The organism is Microbacterium sp. oral taxon 186 str. F0373 (genome assembly GCF_000411455.1).
Classification (GTDB): Bacteria; Actinomycetota; Actinomycetes; order Actinomycetales; family Microbacteriaceae; genus Microbacterium.
The window spans coordinates 1,338,940-1,361,823 of sequence record NZ_KE150457.1 but is presented as its reverse complement, the minus strand read 5'-3'; the positions used below and the strand labels follow the sequence as shown (position 1 = coordinate 1,361,823).

Here is a 22,884-nt window from a genome sequence, read left to right as displayed (position 1 = left end):
CGGTGGACATTCCCCGCCGCAGGCGCTATGTTCCTGATTGGGTTACTGCTTGATAACCGAAACGAGGATGCCGTGTCGACGACGACGGACGGGTACCGCGGGCTCGTGGCGACGCTGCGCGCCGCGCGCGAGACGGCCGCGCAGGGCGGACCCGAGAGCGCGCACCGGCGGCACATCGCCCGCGGCAAGCTGCTCGCTCGCGACAGGATCGATCTGCTGCTGGACCGGGCCAGTCCTTTCCTCGAGCTCGCCCCCCTCGCCGCGCACGGTCTGTATGACGGCGACGCCCCCGCCGCCGGGGTCATCGCCGGCATCGGTCTCGTCCACGGGCGCCACGTGATGGTCGTCGCCAACGACGCCACCGTCAAAGGCGGTACGTACTACCCGATGACGGTGAAGAAGCACCTGCGCGCTCAGGAGGTCGCCGCCGAGAACCGCCTCCCGTGCATCTACCTCGTCGACTCCGGCGGCGCATTCCTCCCTCTCCAGGACGAGGTGTTCCCCGACCGCGACCACTTCGGCCGCATCTTCTTCAACCAGGCTCGGATGTCGCGCGACGGCATCGCACAGATCTCGGCCGTGATGGGATCCTCGACCGCGGGCGGCGCCTACGTGCCCGCGATGAGCGATGAGACCGTGATCGTGCGCGACCAGGGGACGATCTTCCTCGGCGGGCCGCCGCTCGTGAAGGCCGCGACCGGCGAGGTCGTCACCGCGGAGGAACTCGGCGGCGGGGTCACCCACTCCCGCATCTCGGGCGTCACCGATCATCTCGCCGAGAACGATCACCACGCCCTCCAGATCGTTCGCGACATCGTCGCAACCCTGCCGCGACCCGCTGCCTTGCCCTACGACCGCGGCCCGGCCGATCCGCCCCTCCACGACGCCGAGACCCTCTACGACGTGGTGCCGGTCGAGCTGACCTCGCCCTACGACGCGCGCGAGATCATCACCCGGATCGTCGATGGCAGCCGGTTCGCCGAGTTCAAGCGCGAGTACGGCGAGACCCTCGTCACCGGCTTCGCCCACATCCACGGCCACCCCGTCGGCATCGTCGCCAACAACGGCGTCCTGTTCGCCGAATCGGCGTTGAAGGGGGCGCACTTCATCGAGCTGTGCGACCAGCGCGGCATCCCGCTGCTGTTCCTCCAGAACATCACGGGCTTCATGGTGGGGCGCGAGTACGAGCACGGCGGCATCGCCAAGCACGGCGCCAAGATGGTCAACGCCGTCGCCTGCGCCCGCGTGCCGAAGCTCACGGTCGTGGTGGGCGGATCGTTCGGCGCCGGGACCTACTCCATGTGCGGGCGCGCCTACTCCCCGCGCTTCCTCTGGCTGTGGCCGGGGGCGCGGGTATCGGTCATGGGCGGCGCACAGGCGGCATCCGTGCTCTCGACCGTGCGGGGCGAGCAGCTCAGCGCCGCCGGAACCGCCTGGACCGAAGATGAGAAGGCGGCATTCGAGGCACCCATCCGCGCGCAGTACGAGCGCCAGGGCAGCCCCTACTACTCCACCGCCCGACTCTGGGACGACGGCGTGATCGAGCCCGCGCAGACGCGCGACGTGCTCGGACTCGCTCTCGACGTGGTCTCCCGCGCTCCGATGACCGACGCCGGCTACGGCGTCTTCCGGATGTGATCGCATGACCACCATCACGAAGGTCCTCATCGCAAACCGCGGCGAGATCGCCGTGCGCATCATCCGCACCCTCCGACGGCTCGGCATCCGCTCGGTCGCTGTCTTCAGCGACGCCGACGCCGGCGCCGTGCACGTCCGCCTGGCCGACGAAGCGGTGCGTCTCGGGCCCGCCCCCGCCGCTCAGAGCTATCTGTCGATCGAGCGGGTGCTGGATGCCGCGCGACAGACCGGCGCCGAGGCCATCCACCCCGGATTCGGCTTCCTCGCCGAGAACGCCGCGTTCGCGAGCGCGTGCGCGGATGCCGGCATCGTCTTCATCGGCCCGAGCCCCGAGGCGATCGAGATCATGGGCGACAAGATCTCGGCCAAGCGGACGGTAGAGGCCAGGGGCGTACCCACGGTTCCGGGCCTGGCCCGCCCCGGCCTCACCGACGAGGAGCTGATCGACGGCGCTGCCGGAGTCGGCCTCCCCGTCCTCATCAAGCCCTCCGCGGGCGGCGGCGGCAAAGGGATGCACGTCGTCGAAGAGGAGGCGCAGCTGCCGGCGGCCGTCGCCGCCGCGCGACGCGAGGCCGCCGGCTCCTTCGGCGACGACACGCTCTTCCTCGAGCGGTATGTCACGACGCCCCGGCACATCGAGGTGCAGGTGCTCGCCGACACCCACGGCAACGTGGTTCATCTCGGCGAGCGCGAGTGCTCGCTGCAGCGACGGCATCAGAAGGTCGTCGAGGAGGCTCCCTCTCCACTGCTGGATGCCCCGACGCGGGCCCGCATCGGGGCCGCCGCGTGCGAGACGGCGCGCAGCGTCGGATACGTCGGCGCCGGCACGGTGGAGTTCATCGTTCCCGGCGACAGGCCGGACGAGTTCTTCTTCATGGAGATGAACACGCGCCTGCAGGTGGAACACCCGGTCACCGAGCTCATCACCGGCCTCGATCTGGTGGAGCTGCAGGTCAAGATCGCCGCGGGCGAGCCGCTGCCGTTCCGCCAGCAGGATGTGCACCTGAACGGCCACGCCATCGAGGTGCGCGTCTACGCCGAGGATCCGCAAGCGGGCTTCCTGCCCACCGGAGGCCGCGTCGAGCGGGTCGTGCACCCCTCGGGTCCCGGCATCCGCGTCGACACCTCCCTCGAGGACGCCCTCGACGTCTCCACCGACTACGACCCGATGCTCGCGAAGATCATCGCGTGGGCGCCGAACCGCGAAGAAGCGCGGCGTCGCCTCGTGGGAGCCATCGAGCAGACCGCGATCTTCGGATTCGAGACGAACCTCACCTTCCTGAGACTGCTGCTCGAACGCCCCGACGTCGCCGCCGGCGAGCTCGACACGGGCCTCATCGCCCGCGTCTTCGACGACCTGCCCTTTCCCGAGACCTCGGAGCGTACCTTCGCGGAGGCCGCCCTCATCATGCACGCGCAGCCCGAGACCGCGACCGGTCCGACCGGCCCGACAGGACCTTGGGCGCGTGCCGACGGGTGGCGGCTCGGTCCGGCGGCGCCGAGCGTGTTCGACCTCGAAACCTCTGCGCGGCGGGAGCGGGTGCGGGTGTGGGCGTCGCCTCTGCGCGTCGCGGTCGGTGACGGCGAACCGCGAGCCGCCACGGTCACCCTCGACGGAGGACGGGCAACGGTCGTCATCGACGGTCTCGGACGCTCCTTCGCGTTCGCGTCGGGATCGGGCGAGCTCTGGCTCCAGGCTGACGGCGACGCGGTCCACGTGCGCACGCATCGCGCGGTGCACGGGCGGGACCGCGCAGCCGACGCCTCCCCCACGCTCACCTCCCCCCTCCCGGGAACCGTCGTCGTGGTGGCGGTCGACGAGGGCGCCCACGTCGAGGTGGACGAGCCGATCCTGGCGGTGGAGGCGATGAAGATGGAGCACGTGCTGCGCGCCACGGTCGCCGGCACCGTGCGGCTGCAGGTCGCCGCCGGCGATCAGGTCGCCCGCGGCAGTATCGTTGCCACGATCGAGCGGGAGGACGCATGAGCGACGACATCGCTCCAACACGGATCGAGCAGCGGGGGCTCTACTTCGAGGAGTTCGTCGAGGGGGCCCTCTACGTGCACGCCCCCGGGCGCACCGTCACGGAGGCCGACAACGTGCTATTCACGACGCTCACCATGAACACGCAGTCGCTGCACCTGGATGCCGCGTGGGCGGCCGACACCGAGTTCGGGGAGCGCCTGGTCAACAGCATGTTCACCCTGTCGACGATGGTCGGCCTCTCGGTCGCCCAGCTCACGCAGGGAACGATCGTGGCGAACCTGGGCTTCGCTCAGGTGACGTTCCCGGCACCGGTGCGCGTCGGCGACACCCTCTACGCCGAGACGGTCATCGCCCGAAAGCGCCTGTCGTCGTCCCGACCGGGGCAGGGCATCGTGGAGTTCGCCCACACGATGCGCAACCAGCGCGACGAGGTCGTGGCCACCGCAACCCGCACGACCCTCATGCGGTGCCTGCCCGCGGCGCCGTGATGGGCGTGATCACCCCTCGACCAGGGCCCGGTGCGCCATCGCGGTGAGGATGCCGGCGGCCTCCTCACCGCTGGCGGGCGCGCTGTGGGGCGTGGAGTTGAGCAGTCCGAAGACCCCGAGCAGCCGCGTTTCGCGTTCGGCCGCACTCAGGCGAGGGACGGCCGCGGCGAGCACCGCGTCCCAGTCCTGGACGTATTCGCGCTGCAGCCGGCGTACACGCTGGTTCGTCTCGGCATCGAGTCCGGCGAGCTCTCGGTCCTGGATGCGGATGATGTCGGGGGCCGCGGTCGCGAAGCCGATGTGGAATGCGATGAGCTCATCCAGCGCAGCACGCGCCGCCGCGGCATCCGTCACCGGGGTGACACCGACGATCTCGCGGGCTCCCTGCAGCAGCCGCTCGCTCGCATCGAGCAGCAGCTCTGCGAGGATCGCGTCCTTGCTCCGGAAGTGCTTGTACAGGGCCGGGCCGCTCATCCCGACGGCTTCGCCGATCTCGACGGTGGTCACGGCGGCGAATCCGCGCCGCGCGAAGAGCGCGGCGGCCTCGCTGAGCAGGCGTGCGCGACGGTCCGCTTTCTGCGAGCTGCGCCACGTCGTCACCGGTTCAGCCTACCCAGCCGTCCCGAAGTCATCTCCGGAGGTCTCACGCCTCCCGGGTGATGGCGACCTTCACGTGGAGGTTGCTCTTGAACGGGCCGGCGTAGACGCCCCGCAGCGGCGGGACGTCGTTGTAGTCGCGGCCGCGGCCGACGAGCACGTGCCGGTCACCGATCTCGGCGTTGTTGGTCGGATCGAACCCCTGCCACCCGCCCGAGAACCATTCCACCCACGCGTGGGACTCGCCGGTCACGGGCACGCCGACCTCGGCATCCGGCTGCGGATGCAGGTACCCCGACACGTAGCGCGCGGGGATGCCGACTTCGCGGAGGGCCCCGAGCGTGATGTGGGTGATGTCCTGACAAACGCCCTTGCGCTCGGTCCACGCCTCCGCACCGGTCGAATGCACGCCGGTGATGCCGTGCATGTACTCCATCGCGTCGCCGACGGCGGTCGCGATCTCCAGCGCCGCGCGGGCGGGTTCGTCGTGACGGGCGGCGATGGCGCGGGCGAGATCGGCGACCTCGGGATGCGGGCTCGTGCGGGTCGACTGTCCGAGCATCTCGACCGTGCCGATCGAGCGCGCGCTCTCGGCTGCGAGCCGCTCCCAGCTCAGCTCGGGGAACTCGAGCGGACGCGGGCGCACCTCGACGAGCGAGCGGGCGGTGATCTCCAGCGACCGGTGGCCGGCGAGCACGTCGAAGGCGGCGACGCGGGTGCCGAAGTAGTCGAGGTAGTAGTTGACGCTCGTCGACGGGTCGATGTCCAGTTGCGAACTCAGCACGAACTGGCTGTCGGTGGAGATGGGCAGCATCCGTGCCTCGTTGTACGACGCACCCACGTCGCCCTGATAGGCGAAACCGGTGGTGTGCTCGATCCGCAGCCGCATCATGATGTCTCTCCGATCCAGCTCGGCTCGGCGTGCGTGGGGAAGAAGCGCCCGCGAATGGCCTCCGATGCCTCCCGCGTGACCTTCTGGACGCGCTCCATATGATCGGGCAGCTCGCTCAGGATCTCGCCGATGGGACGGTATTCCAGGTCGTTGCGGATGCGACCCAGCGCCCGCAGCACGGTGTTCGAGTGGCCGACCCGATCGGCCACGGGGTCGATCTCACGCATGCACGCCTCGGCCTGGGCGATCGAGTAGATGATCGAGCGCGGGAACAGCCGGTCCAGCAGCAGGAACTCGGCCGCGTTGGACGCGCTCGGCATCCCGCGGTACGTGCGCAGATACGCCTCGTAGGCGCCGCACGAGCGGAGGATCGTCGTCCAGGACGGCCCGGATGCCTCGGTCAGCGCACGCGTCGCGAGAAGTCGTGCGGTCATGTCCGTGCGCTCGATCGCGCGCCCCAGCGTCAGGAACTGCCACGCCTCGTCCCGGCTCGTGGAAGAGTCGGAGATGCCGACGGCGAGCGCCGAGCGCTCGCGCACCCACTGGAAGAACTCGTGCACCTTCTCGTTGTGCAGGCGCCGCGGCATCCGCGAGTTGGTCGTGTTCAGCGTCTCCCACAGCTCCGTCGAGACGATCTCACGCGCCCGACGGGCGTTCTCGCGGGACGCCTGCACGGCGTACGCGATGCTCGACGGGTTGGCGCGGTCGACGGCGAGGCTGGTGAGCACGTCGGAGCGGGTCACCTCGACGGTGGGCGGCGGCGGCACCGAACCCATGACGCCCATGAGCGAGCGGCACGCGGTGTCCTCGTCGATCCAGGGGTCCTCCAGCAGCAGCTGGAGGTGCACGTCGAGGATGCGAGCGGTGCCGTCGCTGCGCTCGATGTAGCGTCCGATCCAGAACAGGCTCTCGGCGATCCGGCTCAGCATGGCGTCACCTCCTGCGCATCGCGTCCCTGTTGCTGCTGCTCCTGCTGCTCCTGCGTGCTCAGGGGACGATCCTGCGGCGAGTGCGACTGCTCGCCCTGCGCGTCGTAGATGATCGGGATCGCCTCGGTGACGGAGGCCTGATCGGCGACCAGCCCCGCCAGTCCGCCCGCGGTCTGCACGACGCGATCACCGCGGTGCGGGGCGTCGCCGCCGACGATCCAGGTGTCCTTGGACCCGCCGCCCTGCGAGGAGTTGACGACGAGCTGGCCTTCCGGCAGCGCCACGCGCGTGAGTCCTCCCGGCAGCACCCACACCTCGTCGCCGTTGTTGACGGCGAACGGGCGCAGGTCCGCGTGGCGCGGACGCATTCCGTCCTCGACGAGCGTCGGGATGGTCGAGAGCATCACGACGGGCTGCGCGATCCAGCCGCGCGGGTCGCGGATGAGCTTCTTGCGCAGCTTCTCCAACTCCGCCGGCGAGGCATCCGGGCCCACCACGAGACCCTTGCCGCCCGAGCCGTCGACCGGTTTCACGACGAGCTCGTCCAGCCGGTCGAGCACCTCTTCGAGGGCGGCCGGCTCTTCGAGCCGCCACGTGTCGACGTTCTTGAGGATCGGCTCCTCCGCGAGGTAGTAGCGGATGAGGTCGGGCACGTACGTGTAGAGCAGCTTGTCGTCGGCGACGCCGTTGCCCACGGCGTTCGCGATGGTCACGTTGCCCAGACGCGCGGCGAGCATGAGGCCGGGAGCACCCAGCATCGAGTCGGCGCGGAACTGCAGCGGGTCGAGGAAGTCGTCGTCCACACGACGGTAGATGACGTCGACGCGGCGCGGTCCACGGGTCGTGCGCATGAAGACCTTGCCGCCGACGCACTGCAGGTCGCGGCCCTCGACGAGCTCGACGCCCATCAGCCGCGCCAGCAGCGTGTGCTCGAAATAGGCCGAGTTGTACACACCCGGCGTCAGCACGACGACGTTCGGATCGTCGATACCGGGCGGGGCCGAGGCGCGGAGGGCCTGCAACAGCTTGTTCGGGTAGTCGCCGACGGGACGCACCCGCATCGAGACGAACAGCTCGGGGAGCGTCTGGGCCATCACCCGACGGTTGGAGATGACGTAGCTGACGCCGGACGGCACCCGCACGTTGTCCTCCAAGACCCGCATCTCGCCGTTCTCGTCGCGGATGAGGTCGATGCCGGCCACCTGGATGCGCACACCGTTGGCCGAGTGGATGCCGGCGGCCTGGCGGTAGAAGTACTGGCTGGAGGCGATCAGGGCTGCCGGCAGCACGCCGTCGCGCACGCAGTGCTGATGGCCGTACGCGTCATCGAGGAACGCCTCGAGGGCACGCACCCGCTGCTGCACGCCCTTCTCGATGTGCGACCACTCGTCGTACCGGATCACGCGGGGCACGGCATCCAGCGGGAACGGCCGTTCCTCACCGGCGAAGTCGAACGTCACGCCCTGCGCGAGGTACGAACTGGCGAGCGACTCGGTGCGTCCGCGCAGCTCCTCCTGCGTCATCTTGGCGAGCGCCTGATACAGCTCGCGGTACGCCGGACGGGACGTCGCTGCGGCGCCGGCGGAGGCGGGCGCGGCGAACATCTCGTCGAAGGCCGCGACGCCGGAGACGGTCTTGCGCGGAGCCAGCGTCGAGCCGTATCCGTCGAACAGGTCACCCATGCCATGAGCCTAGCCCGGGCCGTGTTTCCTGAGTGTGACGACGGATGCCGCGGCTTCTGCCTCCAGACGCCGACCCGGCACAGGCAACCTGCCCGACCCAGGCACACCTCCATCCCACCTGCCTGTCCTCGGCAGATTGCCTCTCCTCGGCGGCATCCGCGACTTATGATCAGCGCATGCGCACGGGATCACGAGCTCGAGCCGCGCTCGCCGGAGCCGCCGCGGCGGCCTTCGGAGCGGGCCTCGCAGAGCTCACCGGCGCCATCGTCGGCGCGAGCCCGATCACCGCCGTCGGCGGAGCGCTCATCGACCTCGCACCTCCCTGGGGCAAAGACCTCGCGATCGCCCTGTTCGGCACCGGCGACAAGGCGGCGCTGGTCACCGCGGTCGCCCTCGGGCTGCTCCTGCTGGGCGCGGCGGCGGGCCTGCTCGCCCGCCGTTCGATGGGAGCCGCGCAGACACTGGTCGTCGTGCTGGGTCTCGTCGGCGCCGGAGCGGCCGTCACCCGGGCGGATGCCGCGGCCCTCGCCGTCGTGCCGCCGGCGGTCGGCGCCGGGGCGACCCTCCTCGGGCTGAGCCTGCTCGTCCCGCGGGCTCTCGCGGCCGCACCGCCACGGGCCGTGCCGGACGCCGCGATGCCTGCCGGAGCCACCCGCCGCACCTTCCTCCTCTGGACCGCCGGCGCGGCGGCGACGGGTGCCCTGGCCGCCGTCGGCGGGTGGGCGCTGCAGACGGGGGCCCGTGCCGCCACCGCGGTCCGTGCGGCGATCACCCTTCCGCGCGCGACGACGACCGTGAGCGTGCCGGACGGCGCCGATCTCGGTATCCCGGAGCTGGCGCCCGTCATCACCCCCACGAGCGCGTTCTACCGGATCGACACGGCGCTCGCGGTGCCGCAGATCGATCCGGCGACCTGGCGTCTGCGCATCCACGGCAAGGTCGACACCGAGGTGGAGATCGGCTGGGACGAGCTGCTCGCCCTGCCCCTCGAAGAGAGCGTGACCACTCTGACGTGCGTGTCGAACGAGGTGGGCGGCGACCTCATCGGCACCGCACGCTGGCTCGGCTACCCGATCCGTCACCTCCTCGCGCGCGCCGGCGTGCAGGCGGATGCCGACATGGTGCTCTCGACGTCGATCGACGGCTTCACCGCGGGCACCCCGCTGGAGGCGCTCACCGACGAGCGCAATGCGATCCTCGCCGTGGGCATGAACGGCGAGCCGCTGCCGATCGCGCACGGCTTCCCCGTGCGGATGGTCGTGCCGGGCCTGTACGGCTACGTGTCGGCGACGAAGTGGGTGACCGATCTGGAGGTCACGCGCTTCTCCGATGCGCAGGGGTACTGGACGCCGCGCGGATGGTCGGAGCGGGGCCCGATCAAGCTCGCGAGCCGCATCGACGTCCCCCGCCGGGGCGCCGCGGTGACGGCCGGCGACACGGTGATCGCCGGCGTCGCCTGGCAGCAGCACGTGGGCGTTCGCGGCGTTCAGGTGCAGATCGACGGCGGCGACTGGCAGGACGCGACGCTCGCCACCGCGATCTCGGCCGACACGTGGGTGCAGTGGTCCCTCCCCTGGCGGGCGACGGCGGGGCCGCACACGATCGTGGCACGCGCGATCGGGACCGACGGCCAGCCGCAGACGCAGACGGTCGCCCCACCGGCGCCGGACGGCGCGACCGGGTGGCCCCGGGTGTCGGTCACGGTGACCTGAAACCGCGCGGCTCTCAGCTCTCGAGGACGAGCCGCAGCTGCTCGACGGCCCAGTCGAGCTCGGTCGCACGGACCACCAGCGGCGGCGCGATGCGGATCGTCTGACCGTGCGTGTCCTTCACGAGCACCCCGCGCGCCAGCAGCCGCTCGGCGATCTCGCGTCCCGTTCCGCGCGCCGGATCGATGTCGACGCCGGCCCAGAGCCCGGCGACGCGGATCGCGGTGACGCCGTTGCCGACGAGCGGTGCCAGCGTGGCCTCCAGGTGCTCACCGAGCGCGGTGGCGCGCGTCTGGAACTCCCCCGATGCCAGCATCTGCACCACCTGCGCACCGATGGCCGCCGCGAGCGGGTTGCCTCCGAACGTGGACCCGTGCTCACCGGGACGGATGACGCCGAGCACGTCGCGGTCGGCGACCACCGCCGACAGGGGCACGATCCCGCCGCCGAGCGCCTTGCCCAGCAGGTACACGTCGGGCACGACCTGCTCCCGGTCGCAGGCGAACGTCGTACCCACCCGCGCGAGCCCGGACTGGATCTCGTCCGCGATGAACAGCACGCCTTCGCGGTCGCACACCTCCCGGATGGCGCGGAGGTACCCGTCGGGCGGGATGACGACGCCCGCCTCACCCTGGATCGGCTCGACCAGCACCGCGGCGGTGTTCTCGTCGATCGCGGCGGCGATGGCATCGGCATCCCCGTACGGCACGCGGACGAACCCGGGGGTGAACGGGCCGAAGCCGGCGCGCGCCTGCTCGTCGTCGCTGAAGCCGACGATGGTCGTCGTGCGACCGTGGAAGTTGCCGTCGGCGACGATGATGGTCGCGGCATCCGCAGCGACGCCCTTCGTGCGGTACGCCCACGCGCGGGCGACCTTGATCCCTGTCTCGACCGCTTCGGCGCCGGTGTTCATCGGCAGCACGAGGTCTTTGCCGCAGAGTTCGGCCAGCGCCGCGGCGAACGTGCCGAGCTGGTCGTTGTGGAAGGCGCGACTGGTCAGCGTCACCCGTCCCAGCTGCGCAGTCGCGGCGGCCAGGAGGGCTGGATGGCGATGCCCGAAGTTGAGGGCGGAATAGGCGGCCAGCAGATCGAGGTAGCGCTTGCCCTCGACGTCGGTGACCCAGGCCCCCTCACCCCGGGCGATGACGACCGGCAACGGGTGGTAGTTGTGGGCGACGTGCTCGTCCTCGGCCGCGATGAGGGCGGCGGAGGACTCGTCGATGGAGATGGCGGAGCTCATGTGTTTCCTCGCAGTTCGAGCGTGCAGCATTTGATGCCCCCGCCGCCGAGCAGCAGCTCCGACAGGTCGACGGGGACGGGAACGTAGCCCCGCTCACGCAGTTGGGCGTCGAACCCGGTGGCGCGCGGCGAGAGAAAGACGTTCCGCCCGTCGGATGCCGCGTTCAGGCCGAACACGGCGCCGTCCTCGTCCGACACGAGGATGGCATCCGGGTAGCGCTCTTCCAGCACCCGCAGCGACGCCTCGTCGAACGCGGAAGGCAGGTAGGCGATGTTCGCGGCATCCACCCCGCCCACACCCTCGACGGGATCGAGTACGCAGATCGCGGTGTCGAGGTGGTAGAACCGGGGATCGATCAGGCGCAGCGAGACGACCTCGCGGCCGAAGACGTCGGCGAGCTCGCGGTGGCTGTCGCCGACGGAGCGGAATCCGGTGCCGGCGAGGATCGTGTCACCGACGAGGAGGAAGTCCCCCTCGCCCTCCTGCACCTCGACCGGTTCGATCACCTCGAAGCCGGCGGCAGCGAACCAGTCCATGAACGGACGCTCCTCGCCGCGCCGTTCCGGCACACGAAAGCGCACTCCCAGCGCCCGGCCGTCGACGACGAAGCCGCCGTTGGCCGTGTAGACCATGTCGGGCAGCCCCGGCAGCGGGTCGATCAGTTCGACCTCGTGTCCGAGGGCGAGGTACGTGTCGTACAGCGTCTGCCACTGACGCACGGCTTTGGCCGTGTCGGTCGGTCGCGCCGGCTCCATCCACGGATTGATCGAATAACGCACCGTGAAGTGCTCGGGTCGGCACATCAGGTACCGGCGGTGATGGGCGATACGCTCGGGCATTCGAGATCCTCGTTCCTCGCCATCCCCATTGTGCCAGAGCGGCCTCGGCATCCGCCGAGGGTGTCAAGGCCATTGCGGGGTTCATTCCGCTGAGTAGATTCGTCCCATGGCCCGTCGCACGGGGGAGGAAACGCGCGCACTGCTGTTGCGCGTCGGCATGCAGATGCTGCTGGAGCGCGGCGTGGCGGCCGGCGTGCAGCACATCCGCCTGCAGGAAGTGCTGCGACGGGCCGGACTGACCACCGGCGCGGCGTACCGCCTGTGGGCCGATCAGAACGACTACCAGCGTGACCTCGCGGTGGCGATGGTGCGTCTGCGCATCCGCAGCGACCCCGCCGAGTATCCGCGCGGCGCGGTCGAAGACCTCGTCGCCGCAGGTGCAGAGGGTGACGACGTGATCCGTGTCGCGTCCGCTGCACACGTGCAGAGCATCACGGTCGACGCGGACGGCCCGTCCCACGATATCGAGACACAGCAGTTCCTGGTGGCCCTGGCTCTGCGGGCGGCCGCCGAGACCTGGCCGGAGCTGCTGGAGGCGACGCGAGAGCGTCGCCAGGGATCCACCGCAGCCTTCGCACAGTTCTACCTCTGGCTGATGGAGGCCTACGGCCTGCGCCTGCGCAGTCCGCTCACGATCGAGGGCTTCACCGAACTGCTGGCAGCGATGTCGGAGGGCTTCGCGTTGCGGGCGATCGAGGGCACCCCGCACCCGACCGTCGTGGCGACCGCATCCGACGACGTCCCCGAAGGCACGTGGACCCTGTTCGGTCTGGGCGTGCACGCGCTCGTCAAGGGGCTGATGGTGTCGGTCGAGACGGACGAGCGCGAACCCGAGGACGAGGACCGCGGGAGCTCTGGGGTCGAGTGAATCCCCGGCCCCAGAGCGACACTCCCCCCGGCGTGTCACAAGACGGTCGGATCGGACGCGCTCATGCGCGTGAGCCGATCGCCGTCTGGCGCTCCCCAGATGCGCCAGGATCATGCTCGCGTGCGAAACCTTCCATCGCCAGAAAGATAAGTTGTTTCTCTTATCGACCGCGCACGCGCAGTCCGCTCACCTCCGTGATGAGACGTTCGTCGGTTTCGGTGGCCGTGCGCGAGATGCCCTCGGCATCCACGTAGTCATAGCTGACCGTGGAGATCTCCCCCGTCCGCACGAAGCCCAACCGCTCGTACAGGCGTCGCGCGGCGGGGTTGTCCACAGCGACCGCCATGCTCAGCTGCGCGTGGCCACGCCTTCGCAGCGCCCGTCATATGACCTCGGCGCTCCAGTCGTCGGGGTTGCCGAAGCGGTGCGCGGTGATCGACACGGCCTGTTCGCGCAGGAACGGCAACAGTTCGATACGGCCGGCGGTGGTGACCTCTCCGGCGTACACGGGGATATCGACATCACCCTCGGTCGCGGTGACGAGTGCGTCGTGGATGCCCGCAACGGATGCCGAGGGCCCGACCAGCCGCACGCGCGGCGTCTCGCCGTCGGCGCGCGCTACCTGCAGTCGCTCGATCCACTGCTCGTCCGACTCGACGAACACGGCGACGTCGAGGTCGCCGAGCGCACGGCGCACTCCGGCCGGCAGCCCCACCGGCGCGCTGATGGTCATCGCGCCACCGGCGCGCACCCCGGCGACGACCACGCGCAGCAGAGCCTGCCACGCGGCATCCTTCGTCGCGCGCACCGCGACTTCGACGGGACGGTACCGGAAGAGGTTCCGCTCCACGCCCAGCCGCGACACGTCCTTGACGCGGCCGAACTCGCGGTCCCAGGCGACGGCGTCAGAAAGCGCCCCGCGACGCAGCCACTCGAAGGCCTCGTAGTCCAGCGACGGCTGGGCAGACTCGATGAGAGACGTGATGCGCCCATCCAGCCCGCGCAGGTGCAGCGTCGAGGACGGCGCACCTCCGCCCGAGGGACGCCACGAGCCGAGCCCGATCAGATAGTTCGGACCCCCGGCCTTGGTGCCGGCGCCCACCGAGGAGCGCTTCCAGCCGCCGAACGGCTGACGCTGCACGATCGCGCCGGTGATGCCGCGGTTGACGTAGAGGTTTCCGGCCTCGACCTGATCGAGCCACAGCTCCAGGTCGACCGGGTCCTGCGTGTACAGGCCCGCGGTGAGACCGTAGGCGACCGCGTTCTGCAGTTCGACGGCCTCCGACAGAGAGGAAGCGTGCATGATCCCCAGCATCGGGCCGAAGAACTCCTCGAGATGCGTGCGCGATCCCGGGCGCACCCCGACCCGGATGCCGGGCCGCCAGAGGCGCCCGGCGAGAGCGGCGGTGTCGCCGTCGGCCGAGCCGTCGATGAGCTCGGGCGCGACCAGCCAGCTCTCCCCCTCCTCGAGCGTGGTGAGGGCCCAATCGAGCTTGCCGCGCGGTGTCTCGATCACCGGCCCGACTTCGCTCAGCGGATCGGAGGGCGCTCCCACGCGCAGCGAGCGGACGGCGTCGATGAGCTGGCGCGCGAACCGCTCGGAGCGCGCGACCGGCCCCACCAGGATCGCGAGCGAGGCGGCGGAGCACTTCTGTCCCGCGTGACCGAAGGCGCTCTTCACCAGATCGGATGCCGCGAGGTCCAGGTCGGCGGACGGCATGACGATCATGGCGTTCTTGCCGCTCGTCTCGGCCAGCAGCGGCAGGTCGCGCCGCCATGAGCGGAACAGCTGCGCCGTCTCCCACGAGCCGGTGAGGATGACGCGATCCACGTCGGGATGCGCGATCAGCTGCTGACCCTGTTCCTTCTCGTCGATGTCGACGAGGGCGAGGATGTCGCGCTCGATGCCCTCGGCATCCAGCGCCTCCCACACCGCCTCGGCGACGACGGCAGCGCAGCGCCGCGCCTGCGGGGCGGGTTTGAACACGACGCCCGATCCCGCCGCGAGCGCGGCCAGCACCCCGCCGGCGGGGATCGCGACCGGGAAGTTCCACGGCGGAGCGACCACCGTGAGCGCCGCAGGCACGAAGACCGCACCGCTCACCCGGTCGAGCTCGCGCGCCGTCGCGGCGTAATAGTTTGCGAAGTCGACCGCCTCGCTGACCTCGACGTCGGCTTCGGCGAAGACCTTGCCGGTCTCGCTCGCGGCGACCTCGATGAGCTCGCCGCGGCGGCTCTCGAGCGCCCGCGCCACGGCCCGCAGAATCTTCGCGCGGTCATCCGCGGGCACGGCGCCCCACCGCACGCCGGCGGACCGCACCCGCGCGACCGTGTCTTCCAGCGATGCCGGGTCGTCGATGCGCGCTGCGGCGATGGTCGACTCTCCCGCCGTCGACGCGGCGACGCGGGCCAAGATCTCGTCGGCCCAGGCGCGGTTGGCCGGCAGCGCGGGGTCGGTATCGGGCGCGTTCGCGAACCCGGGCGCCCCCTCCGCGGCGGCAGATTCGCGCAGGTCGAAGACCGCGGTGTCGACGAAGGACTCGCCGTCGCCGCGTCCGTCGGCGATGCCGAGCACCACCTGTGTCAGATCGCCGTCGGCGGCGCCCTCTGCCATCTCGGGGGCGGGTTCCGGGCGGGTGAGGGCAGGGCGTCCGGCGGCGGCGGCAACGCCGTCCAGACGCGCCTGCGTCCGCTGAGGACCGACGGGAAGGGTGGGGTCGGCGGCCCGGTCCAGCGAGGCGAGGAAACGGTCGCGCTCCCGCGCGAACATCGCCGGATCATCGGCCAGGTCGAAAGCGGCGGAGAGGAAGTTGTCGCTCGATGCGTTCTCCTCCAATCGGCGCACGAGGTAGCTGATGGCCACATCGAACTCGTCGGGCCGCACGACCGGCACGTACAGCAGCACATGGCCGACCTCGCGCGAGACCGCCGCCACCTGTCCCTGCGCCATGCCGAGGAGCATCTCGAACTCGACGTCGTCCCGGACGCCGCGCTCCCCCGCCAGCAGCCACGCGTACGCGATGTCGAAGAGGTTGTGGCCGGCGACGCCGAGGCGCACCGCGCCGGAGTTCTCCGGCCGCAGCGCCTCGTCGAGGCATCGCAGGTAGCTGGCGTCGGCGTCGAGCTTGCTGGCGTGGGTCGCCAGCGGCCAGCCGTGCATGACGGCATCCACCCGTTCCATGGCGAGGTTCGCGCCCTTGACGAGTCGCACCTTGATGCGGGCGCCTCCGCCGTCCACGCGCTGCTGCGCCCAGGCGGTGAGCTGCCGCAGAGCCGGCAGGGCGTCGGGGAGATAGGCCTGCAGGACGATGCCCGCTTCGAGCTCGCGCAGCCGCGGATCCTCCAGCAGCCGCGTGAACACCGCGATCGTGAGGTCGAGGTCGCGGTACTCCTCCATGTCGAGGTTGATGAACGTCTGCGCCGACTCGGGCCCCGGCGAGGAGGAGGCCGTCAGGTACAGCGGGAGCAGGCGCTCGACGACGCGCTCGACGACCTCGTCGAAGGCCCACATCGAGATGTGGCTCGCGATGGCCGACACCTTGACCGAGACGTAGTCGACGTCGTCGCGGCGGATGAGATCGTGGATGCCGTCCAGGCGGCGCAGCGCTTCGGCCTCGCCGAGCACGGCCTCGCCCAGGAGGTTCAGGTTGAGGCGCGCACCCGAGGCGCGGATGGCCGTCAACGCCGGGCCCAGCTTGTCGGGGCGGGCATCGACGATGAGGTGGCCGACCATCTCGCGCAGCGCGCGGCGCGCGAGCGGCACCGTCGGCGCCGGAAGGAGCGGCCCCACGGCACCGGCGGTGCGCACCGCGGCCCGCAGGTACCAGGGCAGGAACTCGGGCACCAGCGGCGCGACGCGCTGCAGGTTCGCCGCGGCGGCGCTCAACGACTCGGGACGCATGACGCCGTCGACGAAGCCGATCGTGAACGGCAGGCCGTGGGGGTCCTTGAGCACGCCGGCGAGCCGTTCGGCGGCGGGATCGACGTCGGCCGCCGCGGACTCGTCCACCCAGCGTCGCGCGAGGGAGACGGCGCTGTCGGCGAGCCGGGATGCCGAGGGGGGCGTGGTGGTGTCGTCGGTCACGTCTCCAGAGTGCACTGTCTGCATGCGTCCAGCGTGAGGCACGCATATGATTCGGCAAAAGCGATGATCTTTGACGGATATCGTTCGATGACAGCGATGTTTTCTCCGGCGCGACCACGACGCAGCCGAGACGACGGCGACGGGTGACGGAAGGAGCGCGCGTGTTCGAGTTGAAACGCCTCCGACTGCTGCACGAACTCGCCCAGCGCGGCACGATCGCCGCCGTCGCACAGGCCTTGGCGTACAGCCCGTCCACGATCTCGCAGCAGTTGTCGCAGTTGGAGCGCGAGGCGGGAGTGGCGCTGCTCGCTCCGGATGGACGCCGCGTGCGGCTGACCGCGCACGGCGAGACGCTGGCCGCCTACGCGGCGCGCGCCCTCGATGCCGACGAGGAGATCCGCGGCGAACTCGAAGACACCCGCCTCGGGATCGCGCCGGTGCGTCTCGCCGTGCTGCAGACGGCCGCCCGCGCTCTCGTGCCCGCAGCCCTGACCCTGCTCGCCGAGCGGACGCCGGGCCTGCGCGTGGAGATCTCCGAGCTGCCGCCCGAAGAGGGGTTGTTCGAGCTCGGAGCGCGCGGCTTCGACCTCGCGATCGCCGAGCAGTACCCCGGGCTCACTCGCCCCCACCGATCGGCGCTCGATCGGGATCTGCTCGGCGTCGATCCGATCCGACTGGCGACGGCGGGGGCGAGCGGACCGCTCGCCGAGCTGGCCGAACGTGCCTGGGTGATGGAGCCGCGCGGCACGGCGGCACGTGAGTGGGCGCTGCAGCAGTGCCGCGCCGCGGGATTCGAGCCCGACGTGCGCTTCGAGCTCGCCGACCTCAGCGGACATGCCGAGCTGATCGCCGCCGGTCACGCCGTCGGACTGCTCCCGGATCTGCTGTGGGCGGGCGGCGCACCCCGGGTGCACCTGAGCGCGCTTCCGGGTGACCCGGCCCGCGAGATCTTCACGGCCGCGCGCCGATCCAGCCGCAGCCGTCCCGGCATCCGCAGTGTCCGCGAGGCTCTCGCCGACGCTTTCGTCGCCCGTCGGGTCTGACACGAGCGGTGCCGCGGGCTCAGTCCCACGCGCTCGGGGCGGGCGCTTTCGTCGAGGGCAGCGCACTGTCGCGGGCCCAGTCGGCCACCCACTGCGGCAATGGCGGCAGGTCGTCCGGACGCGCGAGCGCCTCGAAGAGTTCGTCGGTGTTCACCACGCCGCCGGTGCGCCGCAGGAAACGCGCACGGACGATCATCTCGGCATAGACCTCGCCGTCGACGACCGCGCGGTGCATCTGATAGACGGCTTTGTCGTCGTGGGCGTAGAGGCGCGACTCGACGGTGAAGCGCTGCCACAGCTGCAGCGACTTGCGGAAGGTGACCGTCTCGCTGGCCACGACCGCGTACCAGCCCTGCGCGTTCATCGCATCCCAGATGCCGGTGCGGATGAGCAGGTCGAAGCGTCCGAGATCGAACAGCGACGCGTACCGCCCGTTGTTCATGTGGCCGAGGAGGTCGATGTCGGTCGGGAGCGTCCGCAGCCTGATGCGCCCCACGGTGCGCGGCGGCAACGGGCCGCGCCGATGCAGCAGCACCTTCGCGCGCCAGATCGTCAAGAGGGTCCGCCACCATACATTCACGAAGCGCGATGCTAGCGGGTTCCCCGATGAGTGTCCGGCATCTGTTGTGGGAAACCCACAGTCCTCTGCACAGGGTCCGGAGGGGGTTGGCGCACGGCATCCGTCGATTTCGTGAATCCGAAGGGCCGCCGTAGAGTCTGGCCATGGAAGCCCCCACCGACATCTCAGCGCAGACCGACACCGTCGTCCGTCCCGTTCGTGACGTGGATGCCGAGGCCCTCGGACGGGTCCACGCGACGTGCTGGCACGAGACCTACGACCACCTCATCAGCAAGGCTGCTCTGGAAAACGTCTCACCCAAGCGCCTCGCCGAGCTGTGGACGCACTGGGCCCACCAGGGTCCCGAGTTCAAGATGTTCGCCGCCCTCGTCGGCGGCGAGATCGTCGGCTTCGTAGGATCCGGCCCGGCGCGCGACCGCGATGCCCCCCGCACGCGCGAGCTCTACTTCATCTACCTGCTCGACCAGTTCCACGGCACCGGCATCGGGCAGCAGCTGTTCGATGCCGCCGTCGAGCCCGACGAGGAGCTCTACCTCTGGGTCGCCGAGGACAACCCGCGCGCGCACCGGTTCTACGCGCGCAATGGTTTCGCCCTCGACGGCGCCAGCCACACCGAGCCGTTCTTGGGCGAGACGCTCACCGAGGTCCGCTTCGTCCGCTGACCGCCGTCACTGTCGCCGCGCCCGTCCGTGGCGCTCACCAACTCCGCAGATTCTGACGAACTCCGCATCCACATCGCCGATCGGATGCGGAGTTCGTCGCATTCTGCGGAGATGCTCGGCTGAGCGGCGGCCACTGTCGGGGCGGCGATCGCGCGTCAGCGCCCGCTGACCGTGCCGAACAGCCGGGCGATCGGGGCGAGCACGAGGGGCCGCGCCGCGACCCATGCGGCGGCGATGACGACCAGCGAGACGACGAACAGCCAGAAGCCGGTCCAGTTGTCGGCGTAGGCCGTCGGGTCGACCGAGCCCTGCGCGGCGTACATGTGGTTGAGGTTGCGCAGCGCCCCGGTCGCGAGCACCAGCACGACGTGGATGATGATGAACACGACGAAGAACAGCATCACCGGGAAGTGCACCTTCCGAGCCCACTCGATCGGGTAGGCGGCGCTGAGCTTGAGGTTCTTCTTCGGCCACATCCCGCTCATGCGGAACCCGGTGATCGCGGCGAGGGGGGCCGCGATGAACACGGTCGAGAAGTAGGCGAGCTGCTGCAGCGCGTTGTAGTTGACCCAGCCGTTCTCGGTCGGCCAGTCCAGCGACACGTACTGCAGCGCGGCGCTGAGCGCGTTGGGGAACACCTCCCAGCTCGTCGGCACGATCCGCATCCACTGGCCGCTGGCGAACAGCAGCACGATGAAGACGGCGCCGTTGACGAGCCACAGTATGTCCAGCGCCTGGTGGAACCAGATCGTCAGGCTCGTCTTGCCCTTGGGGTTGTTCTTCGGGGCCCAGAAGACGCTCGGCCGCTTCTCGCGGCGGATCGTGAGCCCGGAACGGATGATTAGCACCATCAGGAACACGTTGAAGAAGTGCTGCCAGCCGAGCCACGCGGGGATGCCGACGGGCGCGCCGTCCGGCAGGTGATACTCACCGGGGTAGGTCGCGAGGAACTCGCGCATGCCGTCAAGGCTCAGCAGGAACCGCACCGCGAGCACGGCCATGCCCGCCGCGAACAGGAGCCCGATCCCGCCGACGATGACGGTGCCCGCCCACTGCGTCCTCGTGAACGGGCCGATCCGCTGCAGTTCGGGTTTCGGCTGCGGCCGGCGCGACGCGGAACGCCCGGCCCAGGCGGTCTGCGGTACGGTCAGCGGCGCACGCGGACCCTCGGCGACGGCGGGAACGAGAGGGCGGTCGGCGGCGGGGGCGACCTCCGCGGAGGCATTCTCCTCACCGGGCGCCGACGCATCGACGGCGGCCGCGGCAGCCGGGGTCGAGGCAGCCACCACGATGTCGGCGGGTGGCCAGGCGTTGCCGCCCGTGACGCGGGGCAGCCCGCGTCGCACCGATGGGGCGCCGTCGTCCGCGGCGGATCGGGGCGTCGGAGCGGAGACCGCGGCCGCATCCGCGTGCGCCGCCTCGGTGTCAGCGGCAGCCGCGACGACGCCGGTGGGCCACGGCTCGCCTCCGGCGACGCGCGGCAAGCCCCGGCGTACGACGGTCTCGCTGCCGCGGGAGGGTGCGGAGGCGGCCACCGCGGTCGCCTGCTCCCCCGAGTTCGTCGGTGCGACAGCGGACGGCGCCATGCCTACCTCGGCGACAGTGCTCTCTGCGACAGGGGCCGCCTCCACGGCGACCTCCGCGGGTGCACTCGCGGCCGGCGGCCACGGCTCGCCCCCGGCGATGCGCGGCAGCCCGCGACGCATCGACGATCCGCCGGTCGCCATCAGGCCTTCCTGGCGTCGAGGGCGGCGATCAGCTGCGGGACGACCGTGAACACGTCCCCCACGATGCCGAAGTCGGCGATGTCGAAGATGGGAGCGTCGCCGTCTTTATTGATCGCGACGATCGTCTTCGCGGTCTGCATGCCGGCTTTGTGCTGGATCGCTCCCGAAATGCCGAGAGCGACATACAACTGCGGAGAGACCGATACGCCGGTCTGACCGACCTGGTGCGAGTAGGGGATGTACCCGGCATCCACGGCGGCGCGCGAGGCGCCGACGGCCGCGCCGAGGGCATCGGCGAGCTGCTCGACGAGTGCGAACTTCTCGGCCGAGCCGAGTCCGCGTCCGCCCGAGACGACCTTTGCGGCGCCGCGCAGCTCGGGCCGGGACGATGCCGCAACCTCGGCCTCGAAGCCGGTGATCCGCGCCGCCGGGGCGCCGGAGGCGGCGACCTCCAGCGGCACGACCCGCGGCTCGGTGACCGCGGCGGCACGGGCATCGACCGCGCCCTGGCGCACCGTGACGACGAGAGGGCCGAAGGTGGCGGCGCTCGTGACGTTGTACGCCCCGCCGTAGACGGAGTGCTGTGCGAGCACGCCCTCGTCGTCGCGGGAGACGCCGACGACGTCCACGGCCAGAGCCGCGCGCGAGCGCGCCGCGTACCGCCCGGCGATGTCGCGTCCCTCGATGGAGTTCGAGACGAGCACGGCATCGGGCTTCACCCGCTCGGATGCCGCGGCGACGGCATCGACCAGGGGCACCGTCAGGGATCCGTCCGCGCCGCCGAGTCCCGCGGTGAGCACGACCGCGGCGCCCAGCGCACCCGCCGCCGCGGCGAGGGCGGCATGCGCCTTCTCGTCGGCGACGATGAGCGCGACCGGCGTGCCGATGCCAGCGGCGGCACCGAGCAGTCCGGCAGCCGAGCTGGCCAGCTCGCCGCCCGGCGTGACATCCAGCAGGACGAGAATCGAGTCCGAGGCGACATCCACCATCACGTTCTCCACCGTCTTCTTCCCAGGGCCGTTCTCAGGCCAGTCGGTTCTCGACGAGGAAGGCCGCGAGCTTGTCCGCGGCGTCGCCCTCGTCGACGATCTTGATTCCTGCGCCGCGCGGGGGCTTTTCGGCGACCGCCGTCATGATCGATTGGGCGGCCACGGACGGGGCGACGTCGACGCCCAGGTCGGCCAGCGATACGGTCTCGAACGGCTTCTTCTTGGCCGCCATGATGCCCTTGAAGTTCGGGAACCGGGCATCCGGCAGAGCTTCGGTGATCGAGATCACAGCCGGCAGGGTCGCGCTCACCTGCGCAGTGCCGAAGTCGGTGGCGCGCGTGCCGGTGATCTCGCCCTCGCCGATCGTGACCGCCGACAGCGCGGTGACCTGCGGCACCTGCAGGTGCTCGGCGATCATCGACGGCAGCACGCCGCCGGTGCCGTCGGTGGAGAGGTTGCCCGTGATGACGAGGTCGAACCCGATGCGACGCACCGCGGCGGCGAGCACGACCGCGGTCACGCCCAGATCGGCGCCGGCCAGCGCCGGGTCGACGACCTGAAGCGCGGATGCCGCGCCCATCGCGAGCCCCTTGCGGATGGTGGCCGCGGCCTCCTCCGCTGCCATCGAGACGACGGCGACCTCCGTGCCGGGGTGGGCGTCGGCATACGACAGAGCCACCTCCAGTGCGCGCTCCCCGATCTCATCGAGCACGCGCTCAGAGGCCGAGCGCTCGGCGAGACCGGTCTCGAGGTCGAGCTTGCGGTCGCCGTAGGTGTCGGGGACTTCTTTGACCAGCACCACGATCTTCATCGGTTCTCCTTGCGACGCATTCATTCTAGAAGGTGCGACTCAGTATCGCATCCGTTGAGACTCAGGATCATCCGTGGGGCGGATCGAGGTCCGCGCTAGCGTGAGACCAGCGCGCACGG

Annotated in this window: 19 protein-coding genes; 7 read left to right on the top strand and 12 right to left on the bottom strand. The window is 70.7% G+C overall.

Annotation, left to right across the window (positions count from 1 at the left end):
• Nucleotides 1-27: 27 nt before the first annotated feature.
• Genes HMPREF1529_RS06320 through HMPREF1529_RS06310 form a run of 3 tightly spaced genes read left to right on the top strand, consistent with a single transcriptional unit; the run spans nt 28 to nt 4,113 of the window.
• Entirely contained in the window at nt 28-1,638 is a 1,611-nt protein-coding gene (locus HMPREF1529_RS06320) for a carboxyl transferase domain-containing protein (RefSeq protein WP_157533864.1), read from the top strand.
• Between the two features lie 4 nt (nt 1,639-1,642).
• On the top strand, nt 1,643-3,625 hold the full coding sequence (locus HMPREF1529_RS06315; RefSeq protein ID WP_016464175.1) for an ATP-binding protein: 1,983 nt from the start codon (nt 1,643-1,645) through the stop codon (nt 3,623-3,625).
• On the top strand, nt 3,622-4,113 hold the full coding sequence (locus tag HMPREF1529_RS06310; RefSeq protein WP_016464174.1) for a MaoC family dehydratase: 492 nt from the start codon (nt 3,622-3,624) through the stop codon (nt 4,111-4,113). The genes HMPREF1529_RS06315 and HMPREF1529_RS06310 overlap by 4 nt, the downstream gene beginning before the upstream one ends.
• Before the next feature lie 9 nt (nt 4,114-4,122).
• Here HMPREF1529_RS06310 and HMPREF1529_RS06305 read toward each other — a convergent pair whose 3' ends face one another.
• From HMPREF1529_RS06305 to HMPREF1529_RS06290, 4 genes are read right to left on the bottom strand one after another with little or no spacing between them, the layout of a single operon-like run.
• Nucleotides 4,123-4,713: a TetR/AcrR family transcriptional regulator gene (locus HMPREF1529_RS06305; protein WP_016464173.1), complete on the bottom strand. Its 591-nt coding sequence runs from the start codon at nt 4,711-4,713 to the stop codon at nt 4,123-4,125.
• Nucleotides 4,714-4,756: 43 nt separating this feature from the next.
• Nucleotides 4,757-5,602, bottom strand: a complete 846-nt coding sequence (locus HMPREF1529_RS06300; protein WP_016464172.1) for a transglutaminase family protein — start codon at nt 5,600-5,602, stop codon at nt 4,757-4,759.
• Nucleotides 5,599-6,531: an alpha-E domain-containing protein gene (locus HMPREF1529_RS06295; protein WP_016464171.1), complete on the bottom strand. Its 933-nt coding sequence runs from the start codon at nt 6,529-6,531 to the stop codon at nt 5,599-5,601. Before HMPREF1529_RS06295 ends, HMPREF1529_RS06300 begins: the two co-directional genes overlap by 4 nt.
• Complete coding sequence (locus HMPREF1529_RS06290) at nt 6,525-8,213, bottom strand: circularly permuted type 2 ATP-grasp protein (protein ID WP_016464170.1); 1,689 nt, start codon at nt 8,211-8,213, stop codon at nt 6,525-6,527. Before HMPREF1529_RS06290 ends, HMPREF1529_RS06295 begins: the two co-directional genes overlap by 7 nt.
• Before the next feature lie 176 nt (nt 8,214-8,389).
• Here HMPREF1529_RS06290 and HMPREF1529_RS06285 point away from each other — a divergent pair, with 176 nt between their 5' ends.
• Nucleotides 8,390-9,925: a molybdopterin-dependent oxidoreductase gene (locus HMPREF1529_RS06285; protein WP_016464169.1), complete on the top strand. Its 1,536-nt coding sequence runs from the start codon at nt 8,390-8,392 to the stop codon at nt 9,923-9,925.
• Nucleotides 9,926-9,938: 13 nt separating this feature from the next.
• Here HMPREF1529_RS06285 and rocD read toward each other — a convergent pair whose 3' ends face one another.
• Complete coding sequence (gene rocD, locus HMPREF1529_RS06280; protein ID WP_016464168.1) at nt 9,939-11,162, bottom strand: ornithine--oxo-acid transaminase; 1,224 nt, start codon at nt 11,160-11,162, stop codon at nt 9,939-9,941.
• Nucleotides 11,159-12,001, bottom strand: coding sequence for a dimethylargininase (gene ddaH, locus HMPREF1529_RS06275; protein ID WP_016464167.1), 843 nt, complete (start codon nt 11,999-12,001; stop codon nt 11,159-11,161). The genes rocD and ddaH overlap by 4 nt, the downstream gene beginning before the upstream one ends.
• A gap of 106 nt (nt 12,002-12,107) precedes the next feature.
• On the opposite strand from ddaH, the gene HMPREF1529_RS06270 reads away from it, so the two are divergent.
• Nucleotides 12,108-12,869, top strand: a complete 762-nt coding sequence (locus tag HMPREF1529_RS06270) for a hypothetical protein (protein ID WP_016464166.1) — start codon at nt 12,108-12,110, stop codon at nt 12,867-12,869.
• Nucleotides 12,870-13,029: 160 nt separating this feature from the next.
• Here the strand turns inward: HMPREF1529_RS06270 and HMPREF1529_RS06265 are convergent, their stop codons facing one another.
• Together HMPREF1529_RS06265 and HMPREF1529_RS06260 are read right to left on the bottom strand one after the other, a co-directional pair.
• Entirely contained in the window at nt 13,030-13,215 is a 186-nt protein-coding gene (locus HMPREF1529_RS06265) for a GNAT family N-acetyltransferase (protein ID WP_016464165.1), read from the bottom strand.
• Between the two features lie 36 nt (nt 13,216-13,251).
• Nucleotides 13,252-16,977: a proline dehydrogenase family protein gene (locus HMPREF1529_RS06260; protein ID WP_016464164.1), complete on the bottom strand. Its 3,726-nt coding sequence runs from the start codon at nt 16,975-16,977 to the stop codon at nt 13,252-13,254.
• A gap of 137 nt (nt 16,978-17,114) precedes the next feature.
• Between HMPREF1529_RS06260 and HMPREF1529_RS06255 the strand changes: the two genes are divergently transcribed.
• Nucleotides 17,115-17,996: a LysR family transcriptional regulator gene (locus HMPREF1529_RS06255; RefSeq protein WP_016464163.1), complete on the top strand. Its 882-nt coding sequence runs from the start codon at nt 17,115-17,117 to the stop codon at nt 17,994-17,996.
• Nucleotides 17,997-18,015: 19 nt separating this feature from the next.
• On the opposite strand, the gene HMPREF1529_RS06250 is transcribed toward HMPREF1529_RS06255, so the two are convergent.
• Entirely contained in the window at nt 18,016-18,576 is a 561-nt protein-coding gene (locus HMPREF1529_RS06250; RefSeq protein ID WP_005047748.1) for an acyl-CoA thioesterase, read from the bottom strand.
• Between the two features lie 143 nt (nt 18,577-18,719).
• Between HMPREF1529_RS06250 and HMPREF1529_RS06245 the strand changes: the two genes are divergently transcribed.
• A complete protein-coding gene (locus HMPREF1529_RS06245; protein ID WP_005047751.1) occupies nt 18,720-19,238 on the top strand; it encodes a GNAT family N-acetyltransferase in 519 nt (172 codons plus the stop codon).
• Between the two features lie 155 nt (nt 19,239-19,393).
• Here HMPREF1529_RS06245 and HMPREF1529_RS06240 read toward each other — a convergent pair whose 3' ends face one another.
• The 3 genes from HMPREF1529_RS06240 to HMPREF1529_RS06230 are packed head-to-tail and all read right to left on the bottom strand — an operon-like array spanning nt 19,394 to nt 22,765.
• Nucleotides 19,394-20,965 carry a cytochrome b/b6 domain-containing protein gene (locus HMPREF1529_RS06240; protein ID WP_016464162.1) on the bottom strand — a complete coding sequence of 524 codons (1,572 nt, stop codon included), beginning with the start codon at nt 20,963-20,965 and terminating at the stop codon, nt 19,394-19,396.
• Entirely contained in the window at nt 20,965-21,954 is a 990-nt protein-coding gene (locus HMPREF1529_RS06235) for an electron transfer flavoprotein subunit alpha/FixB family protein (protein WP_005047756.1), read from the bottom strand. The genes HMPREF1529_RS06240 and HMPREF1529_RS06235 overlap by 1 nt, the downstream gene beginning before the upstream one ends.
• Nucleotides 21,955-21,988: 34 nt before the next feature.
• Nucleotides 21,989-22,765 (bottom strand): electron transfer flavoprotein subunit beta/FixA family protein, encoded by a 777-nt coding sequence (locus HMPREF1529_RS06230; RefSeq protein WP_016464161.1) that lies wholly within the window; start codon nt 22,763-22,765, stop codon nt 21,989-21,991.
• Nucleotides 22,766-22,884 lie beyond the last annotated feature (119 nt).

Bases quoted from the DNA above. Each gene is read 5' to 3' on its own strand.
- HMPREF1529_RS06320 (WP_157533864.1), top strand. From the start codon at position 28: ATGTTCCTGATTGGGTTACTGCTTGATAACCGAAACGAGGATGCCGTG.
- HMPREF1529_RS06315 (WP_016464175.1), top strand. From the start codon at position 1,643: ATGACCACCATCACGAAGGTCCTCATCGCAAACCGCGGCGAGATCGCC.
- HMPREF1529_RS06310 (WP_016464174.1), top strand. From the start codon at position 3,622: ATGAGCGACGACATCGCTCCAACACGGATCGAGCAGCGGGGGCTCTAC.
- HMPREF1529_RS06300 (WP_016464172.1), bottom strand. From the start codon at position 5,602: ATGATGCGGCTGCGGATCGAGCACACCACCGGTTTCGCCTATCAGGGC.
- HMPREF1529_RS06295 (WP_016464171.1), bottom strand. From the start codon at position 6,531: ATGCTGAGCCGGATCGCCGAGAGCCTGTTCTGGATCGGACGCTACATC.
- HMPREF1529_RS06290 (WP_016464170.1), bottom strand. From the start codon at position 8,213: ATGGGTGACCTGTTCGACGGATACGGCTCGACGCTGGCTCCGCGCAAG.
- HMPREF1529_RS06285 (WP_016464169.1), top strand. From the start codon at position 8,390: ATGCGCACGGGATCACGAGCTCGAGCCGCGCTCGCCGGAGCCGCCGCG.
- rocD (WP_016464168.1), bottom strand. From the start codon at position 11,162: ATGAGCTCCGCCATCTCCATCGACGAGTCCTCCGCCGCCCTCATCGCG.
- ddaH (WP_016464167.1), bottom strand. From the start codon at position 12,001: ATGCCCGAGCGTATCGCCCATCACCGCCGGTACCTGATGTGCCGACCC.
- HMPREF1529_RS06270 (WP_016464166.1), top strand. From the start codon at position 12,108: ATGGCCCGTCGCACGGGGGAGGAAACGCGCGCACTGCTGTTGCGCGTC.
- HMPREF1529_RS06265 (WP_016464165.1), bottom strand. From the start codon at position 13,215: ATGGCGGTCGCTGTGGACAACCCCGCCGCGCGACGCCTGTACGAGCGG.
- HMPREF1529_RS06260 (WP_016464164.1), bottom strand. From the start codon at position 16,977: ATGCAGACAGTGCACTCTGGAGACGTGACCGACGACACCACCACGCCC.
- HMPREF1529_RS06245 (WP_005047751.1), top strand. From the start codon at position 18,720: ATGGAAGCCCCCACCGACATCTCAGCGCAGACCGACACCGTCGTCCGT.
- HMPREF1529_RS06240 (WP_016464162.1), bottom strand. From the start codon at position 20,965: ATGGCGACCGGCGGATCGTCGATGCGTCGCGGGCTGCCGCGCATCGCC.
- HMPREF1529_RS06235 (WP_005047756.1), bottom strand. From the start codon at position 21,954: ATGGTGGATGTCGCCTCGGACTCGATTCTCGTCCTGCTGGATGTCACG.
- HMPREF1529_RS06230 (WP_016464161.1), bottom strand. From the start codon at position 22,765: ATGAAGATCGTGGTGCTGGTCAAAGAAGTCCCCGACACCTACGGCGAC.